This is a genomic window from Streptomyces sp. NPDC012510, assembly GCF_042955065.1.
GTDB lineage: Bacteria > Actinomycetota > Actinomycetes > Streptomycetales > Streptomycetaceae > Streptomyces.
Genome location: NZ_JBIBEN010000035.1, coordinates 60,219 through 68,279, shown reverse-complemented (window position 1 = coordinate 68,279; position 8,061 = coordinate 60,219). Strand labels below are relative to the sequence as shown.

Sequence of the window (8,061 nt, the reverse complement as noted above, 5' to 3'; positions counted from 1 at the left end):
GTGTCCTCGACGTAGTCGAGGTTCCACCGCCACGCCTGCTTCTTCTCACGGCCGGACAAGCCGCTGCCACTGCCGTAGCCGGGTTCACCCGAGTCATCGCCGAAGACGGGGACGGTCCAGACCGACTCCGTACGATCGCTCGCGCCCGCACCCTCGAGCTTGTTCAGGCCGAAGACGTACTTGGTGCCGTCGCCCGTGACGACCGTCCAGTACTCGCCCTTGTCACCCGCCGAGGTGTCGGTCTTCGCGTCACCGTCGTCGCCGTTGTCGGCGCCGACGGAGTGCGTGACCGTGGAGGCGTCGTCGTTCTTCAGGCGCCACTGCTTGGTGGTGTCGTCCTTGACGAGCTCGGTGGCCTTGCCGTTCAAAACGAGAGATGCGTTCTCGTACTTCCAGCACAGGTCGAACTTGTCGTCCTGCCCGTCGTCGTCACAGGAGCCGTACTTGCGCTCGACATACGAGGACGTGAGGTCGAAACCCTCACCGACCTGGCTGCTCTGGTTGTTCGTGTTGGCGGTACGGCCGTCCACGGCACCGGAGTCGTACGAGATCGACAGCCCGGGAGCGGGCCCTGCCGCGGCCGGGGGCGTGCGCAGCGGGTAGGACCAGGTGAAGGTGCCGGCCGAGCCGCCCGCCTCCCAGGTCGAGGAGGAGGCCAGGGGGGTCGCCTTGTAGTCGCCTCCGCCGGACTGGGTGCCTGCGGCCAGAGCGAGGACCATCGTCTCGGCGCGAGACGCAGCGGGTTTGAAGGTCAGCGTCGACGAAAGGTGTTCCTCGGCACGGTCGTTGACCGAGACCAAAGGCTTGGGAGCACGGCACTTGCCCGTGTCGCTGTCACTGAGCAGGCACCCCGGGAACTTCAGCAGGTTCAGCCGACCGGCCCAGTCGCCTCCGTAGGCGGAGGCGAACGCCGAATAGTCGACATCCAGTCGGGCCTGTCCGCCCGTCTTGGGTCCGGTGACCTTGAGTACAACGCCCTTGATGCCGAGCTTCTTGACAGTCTTCTGGTCGAGGACCTCGACCTTGACCGAATCGGCGGTGCGCGGCCGCTTCTTGGCCTTGGCCGCCTTCGGTTCGGTGAGTGAGACCGGCAGCGAACCAGGGGTGCCCTGGACCTGGCCCGATCCGTCCAAGGAGAGTGTCGCGGAGCCGCCGACGGGCCAGGTGACCTTTCGGGCGCGGTCCTGACCGGCGCGCTTCGCCGCAGCGCGGTTGGCGACCTCGGTCTTTTCGGCGAGCGCCGCGACCTTCTTGTTCGTCTTCACTGTCCAGGGGGAGACCTTGGTTGCCTTCGGGGCTTGCAGATCGGGCCTGCCGAGCGGATCCGCTTCATCCGCGAACGCCACCGGTGTCAGCAGGCCGGGCAGCATCGCGAAGCCCACCACCGAGGAGAAGCGCCTCGTCCAGACGCGTCTGCCAGATATGGCTGTCCCTACTCCGGACGAGCCTGGGCCGAACTTGGTCATGACAAGTCTCCTTGCGGCGGCAGCTCCGCTGAAACGGCCGCGCACCGTTGAAGGTCAATGGAAGAGAGAGCAAGGGGCTCGCTGGGGCAGGCCCGCGCGATCTACGTGGACGGCTCGGCGATCTGGCTCTGTACCCGTTCCTTCGGCATGGCACCTGACCACACACGGAACTTCGCCAGGTCACCGGGCAGATAGTGGCCGGTGGTGCCACCCGCCGAACCCCGACCGACCGAGAGTTCACCCGAACCCTGCTGAGCGGCCTCCAAGCCGTCGTCTTCCTCGCTCTGCTGGGGAAATTGACCGACGTACAGCTGGGACGCTCCGAAACCCTCTGTCCCGTCTGAGGCACTGAAGGGCTTCACGGCGTCGAAAACACCAGTGACATCGACCCATGTGCCGAACTCGTGTTCCCCGACGGGCTCCTGGGCTACGGCGAGGGCGCTGTCGACCACCTTTCCGGTGGAGTCGACCGCCGTCCGGCCGAACTTCCACTGATAGATGCCGTCCGCAGCCTTCTCCACCCACAGGGCCCAAGAGGACTCCTTGCCCGCCGGAGTCGCCTGCGCAGCGACCAGTCCTCGGTAGCCGTCCGGCTTCGACTGCAGCAGTGCCCTGTTGAGCCGTACGCGTGCGGACACGGTGAAGGATCCTGTCTCGTCCACCACCGGGCCCGTCCTCGACGCGTATGCGGAAGTTCCGTTGAGCACGAGAGCCGTAGCGTCCTCGCCGGCCAGTCCGGCGCGGCCTGCCAGTGTCAGACCGCCTCGTTGGTACGGGAACGAGGTGCTCGCCGGATTGTCGGGGTCCTCCGGGCTCTCCGAGACCTTCGTGCCGGACGAGATGGTGGCGTCCCAGTGGGCGACCAGCTCATTGGTCGGCACATCGTCCATCTTCAACTGGTGTTCCTCGCGAATCTGCTCAGGCTGCTGCGCCTCCTGCCACACCGCAACCTCGTCCACCCGTCCGCGGAAGTATTCGCCGTACGCACCGCCGACCTTCGAGACTCCGAACATCAGGTTCCGGTCCGCCGCCCAGGGCGTGTACGTCGACGCGGCGTCGGACAGCACGACCGGATCGCCCTGCGGCGTTCCGTTGACGTACAGCTGGATCGTGTCGTTGGTCTTGTCGGCGTCCTTCTTCGCATCGAAGACCGCGGCCAGGTGGGTCCAGACCCGCAGAGGAGGATTGGCCTCATCGGCCACCGAGCGGATGTAGACGGGGCTGTCCTTGTCCTGGTCGGTCCGGTTGAACACCCACTTCCTGTACGTGGACGAGTAGTAGAGCGTGAACGCCGACCCCCGGTCGCCGGGCGCGGACAGTACCGTCCTGTTCGCGGAGGCGTCCGTGAGGTACGTCCACGCCGACACGGTGAAGGAGTCCTGGGTGTTGACGGCCGGTCCGTCGGTCGACGCGTAGCCGCTCTGCTTGGCCGGGTCCGAGCTGTCGTTGAGCCAGAGCGAGTAGTCACCGGCGCCACGGCGTGCCATCGTCGACCAACCGGTCCCGGCCGTGTCACGCAGCACAGCCTTGTGACGTGTCCCGACCTCGCCGGTGTCCTGGGCATCAGTCGCGTCCGATTCCGGCGTGCCGTCGTCGAAGCGCCAGCGGCCCGTCGGGCCTGCCGGCAGCCCCACCTTGAGGACGAACTCCGCCGGCGGTCCCCAGCGCACACGCCCATCCTTGTCCAGCTTGAGATCACTGGCTTCCACCGACAGGGTCTGTGTGCCGGGCAGACCGGGAGTGATGTCCTTCCGTGTCACCGGCGCGTTGGTCATGGCGGCATTGACCTGCTTGGTGGCGCCCGCGCCCGTGGAGAGGAACCGCCAGCGGTAGGCCTTCACATCGTTGTCGGCGGCGTTCGGCCGGAAAGTGAACGTACCCGCCACTCCGGGAGCACCATGGGGAGCACAGTCATCGACCGTGCACTCGGTGTACGGCTGCCCGGACACGATGGTCGGCACCTTGGGTGCGGTCGAGTCGATCCTCAGGTAACACCAGGAGGAGTACGGCGAGAACAGATCACCGGACCGACCGTCATAGCTCCAATGAGACTGGGTCCGTGCGCGGAACCGATAGAGTCCTCCGTCCGCCCGGTTGGTCGTCTTGATCGACAGCAGGTCACCGTCCGTGGCCCACCCCTCAGCCGGTCTGTACCCGCTCCACACCTGCGCCCAGGTGCCCTTGGACGTGTCAGTGCTGGAACGCTGCATGACGAACTCCGCCTGCAGGGCGGGCGTCGTCTCATCCGCACCCGGCTGCACCAGGGTCTGCACCCTTGCGTGGACAGTCGGCGTCGTCACCGTCACCGTCAGCGGGTCCGACAAGGGGCGGCATGGCCCGGACTTGTTCCCCGTACCCGGGATCGCGCCCACAGTGGTCGGCACACCCGGCTTGTGCACGTACCAGACTTTGAGTTCCGCGTTGTTGTCGAACCGTTTCCACGCGCGCGGCTCGGTCTCGTCCTTGGCCCGCAGCATCAGCGTCAGCCGGGGGAACTTGCCCGCCGCGAACGCCCGCACGGTGGAGGCGAGATTCTCGTCCGCCTCAGCAGGGTTGTCGTTGAATTCGACCCATGCGTTCGGCTGCTCAGGACTGCACAGGTCACCGCGGCCCGCTGAGACGTACCTGTCGCCCATCTGATCCAGCTGTTTCGGGCCCGGCCAGCGGGTGCCCTCCGAGATGTTGTCGGTGCGCTCCAGGTCGACCCAGTACGGAGTGCAGTTGAAGGACCAGGTCTCCTTCGCCCGGAACGTCGCGTCCAGTACGTGCTTGCCGGCCAGCTTGCCGGGGCCGAACTCGAAGTACATCCGGTCCGTGTAACCGGAACCGCAGGCGTAGCCGTCCGCGACACCACACCGGCCGACGCCTTTGGGCTCGGTGAACTTCCAGAACTTGTCGCCGTCCGACGAGAGTTTCGTCCACTCGGACACACCCAGTCCGACGGGCGGATCGATGAAGACCGGGTAGACCGTCTCCTGCCCCCGGAGCAGATCCAGGTCCGGCTTCACGGAGACAGTGCCGTCGCCGACGGCCACCGGCAGCTCCGCCGTGGCGTCCCCCTCTTCGGGGTGCGACAGATCATCGGCGACTCCCTCGGTCCCGGACTCCTCCGCAGCGGCCGTGGACAGGAGCTGGGTCTGCGGCCCGGCCTCCGCGTCGTCTCCCGCCGAGTCCCACATCTGTCCCGCAGGCCCCCGGAACACCACGTTGCCATCGGCGTCGACTGCCCGCAGTCCACCGCCCTCGCCGGGTACGACGCTCAGGCCGGACCCTGTGGCCGTAAGGCTGATGTGCTCCAACTCGGAGCTGGCAGCTGCCTCGGCGGACCTGACCACGAGCACCTCGCGGTAGCCCTCGGCGGTCGCCGTCATCTGCAGGTCCACACCGTCGACGGGCACGTTCGCGTACGTCGCCGTGGCACCGTCCAGCGTGGGCTCGGGGAGCGAAGTGGGCCAGCCCATCCTCAGCTCCTGGCCGTCCCGCCCGAGCCGCAGCAGTCCTGATCCGGCACCGCCGCCCGAGAAAGCCATGTCCACCACGGCGGCCTTCGGCCCGACCGTCCCGTCGGAACGTTCCTCCAGGGTGACATCGACGTCCTGCCACGTACCGTCCTCGGCCCTGGCACGCTGCGGCTGTGTCGACTGCGTGAGGGTGAAGGTGCCGTCGGGGTTCGCCACGGTCGTCGTGTACTCGGTCCGCTCGGACGGCACTTCGACCGATTCGCCGGTCGCCGCTGCGCGCTCCGAGGCCGACTGCTCGGTCAGCACCGCATTCGGAGCCGCCGCCGCATCACCAACGCTCGCGAGCGACACGACAGGCAACAGCGACAACAGCGTCGCCGCAGCCGAGATCCCACCGACTACACGATGCGAACGACCTCTTCGCATCTGAACATGGCGACGCCCCCGCCTCAACCCCACGAACCCACCCCGTAGTCACAAAACCTTCATAGATCCCGCGATCTAACGCGGCCTCAGTTCCCGACGTCAACGTGATCTGCGTCATAAATCTAACTGTCGACCCATCTCTGAGCTGGGACGACAGCGGGCGATTACCGACCAGTCGGGCGAACCTTCGAACGCCGCACATCTTCACGCTCCGCAGGCGAACGAAGGTCAAACGCACAGAACACGCCACTCTTCAACGACCGCTTGAGCAAACACCCCCACAGCCACAGCAGGGCTGCCCCACCTCGATGAGCTCCTTAACCTTCAACTAAAGCTCACGAGAGACAGGCAACACGGCACAGCAGAAACAGGCCAAGCGTCAACGCATATGCCGTAGCGCATTGTCACGGGTGGCGCTGGTCAACCCACCCTTGAGTCGAATGCCATCGGGTGCAGATCTTGCGACGGCCCCTGGCTGGGTGTCGCAGGGCCACAACCGTGCCGCACGAGCGGTAACGCGACCTGCGACCGGGCCGCTTCACACCGGCGCTGAGGACTCCAGGCAAGTCTCTCCACTGTTCAGACTGCACAAGAGAAGGGGCACCTGAGACAGCACCTGCAGGCCGAGATCGGATGCTCCTTGCACTCTCGCTGCACAAATGGCCACCGGATGGCCACCGGCGATCACTCCGAGATTCGATGCAGAAGCCCTCAGGACCATGAACTCGCAGGTCACAGCGGCGCTCCGAAAGCCGGACACAAGCTGTGAATCGGCGACCTACGCATTTCGATGCGCAGACCAGCAGTGCCCGATTCGCCGGATATCCAAGGTCAACAAAAAAGGAAAACCCCAGGTCAAAGGCCCGACCTGGGGTTCACCACAGAGCCGCCTTCGGGATTCGAACCCGAGACCTACGCATTACGAGTGCGTTGCTCTGGCCATCTGAGCTAAGGCGGCGCGCTGCCCACACTATGGTGCGATCAGCAACGTCGGTAAGTCTACACAGTTTCCGGGGTGCTCCTGACCAAGGGGCGGAGCACCCCGGAGGCGCCCGGGCAGGTCGGCGGTCAGGGTGTCGAGCAGCGCTTTCCCTGGGGCGGGGGTGTGCCTCGGAGGAGGTAGGCGTTGATCGTGGAGTCGACGCAGGTGCTGCCGCGGCCGTAGGCGGTGTGGCCGTCGCCGTCGTAGGTGAGGAGGCGGGCGGAGGAGAGCTGGGAGGCGAGGGCCTCGGCCCAGCGGTAGGGGGTGGCCGGGTCGCGCGTGGTGCCGACGACGGCGATCGGTGCGGCGCCCTCGGCCTCGATACGGTGCGGCTCACCCGTCGCCCTGACCGGCCAGTACGCACAGTTCAGGGACGCCCACGCCAGGGCCCGGCCGAAGACCGGGGAGGCCTTCCGGAACTCGGGGAGGGCCCGTTCGACCTCCTCGGGGCTGTTGTAGGCGGGCGGGAGGTCGAGGCAGTTCACGGCGGCGTTGGCGTACATCAGATTGGAGTAGTTGCCGTCGGGGCCGCGTTCGAAGTAGCGGTCCGAGAGGGCGATCAGGCCCGCGCCTTCGCCGTCCCTGACCGCCGCGGTGAGGGCCTGGCGCAGCTGCGGCCAGACGCCCTCGTCGTACATCGCCGAGATCACGCCCGTCGTGGCCAGGGACTCGCTGAGCCGCCGGCCGTCGGCGTCACCGGTGGGGAGGGGCCGCGCGTCCAGTCGCTCGAAGAGGGCGCGCAGGTTGTCGCCGACCCGCGCGGGCGTGCTCCCCAGCGCGCAGTCCTTCCGCCGCACGCAGTCCTCGGCGAAGGCCTGGAAGGCCGTCTCGAAGCCCGCCGTCTGCTCCTGATTGAGCCGGTCGGCGGGCAGCGACGGGTCCAGCGCGCCGTCCAGCACCAGTCGGCCGACGCGCTCCGGGAACAGCCCGGCATACGTCGCGCCCAGGAACGTCCCGTACGAGGCGCCGACGTACGTCAGCTTCTCGTCGCCCAGCACGGCCCGCAGAATGTCCATGTCCCGGGCCGCCTCGACCGTCGAGACATGCCGCAGCAGTTTCGGCGCCCGCTGCCCGCACCCTTCCGCGAACCGCTTGTACGCGGCGACCAGCGCGGCCGTCTCCCCCGTGTCGTCGGGCGTGAGATCGGTCTGCGTGTACGTGTCCATCTGGCGCCCGGTGAGACATTCGACCGGCTCGCTCCCGGCCACGCCCCTCGGATCGACAGCGACCATGTCGTACCGCGCCCGCACCTTGGCCGGGTAGCCGACGCCCGCGTACCCCTGCACATATCCGACCGCCGACCCACCCGGGCCGCCGGGGTTGACCAGCAACGACCCGATCCGCTCACCCGGCCCGGCCGCCTTCTTCCGAGACACCGCCAGCTCCACGTCGCCCTCGCCCGGCTTCGCGTAGTCGAGGGGCGCCCTCATCGTGGCGCACTGGAAGCCGGGGACCTCGCAGCCGTGCCAGCTCAGCTTCTGCTCGTAGTACGAGGTCAGCGCCGCCGGTGTTGCACGGGGCAGCGCGCCGAGGGCGGGCCCCCCGTCGGCAGCCGTGGCCGCCGCCGTGGCAGCCGTACGGGAACCGCCGGACGAGCAGGCCGAGACGAGCAGCGCGACGGCGGCGAGCAACGCGCCGCCGGCTCGCAGGGACCGATTCGGCCGGTTAGTACACCTGGTGTGCATCTCGCGAGAGTAACCATCCGCGACGCCACGATCACCGATGG

2 protein-coding genes, 1 tRNA gene and 1 pseudogene are annotated in these 8,061 nt (G+C 67.5%); all 4 read right to left on the bottom strand.

The features are described from left to right. Positions 1-1,466 (bottom strand): annotated as a pseudogene (locus tag ACFY9I_RS39715) (RHS repeat-associated core domain-containing protein); the annotation flags it as partial. A gap of 101 nt (positions 1,467-1,567) precedes the next feature. Continuing rightward, entirely contained in the window at positions 1,568-5,233 is a 3,666-nt protein-coding gene (locus ACFY9I_RS39710; RefSeq protein WP_391011648.1) for a LamG-like jellyroll fold domain-containing protein, read from the bottom strand. Between the two features lie 1,004 nt (positions 5,234-6,237). Beyond that, positions 6,238-6,311: transfer RNA gene (locus ACFY9I_RS39705), tRNA-Thr, on the bottom strand. Between the two features lie 110 nt (positions 6,312-6,421). Beyond that, positions 6,422-8,020, bottom strand: a complete 1,599-nt coding sequence (locus ACFY9I_RS39700) for an alpha/beta fold hydrolase (RefSeq protein WP_391011645.1) — start codon at positions 8,018-8,020, stop codon at positions 6,422-6,424. Positions 8,021-8,061: the final 41 nt, after the last annotated feature.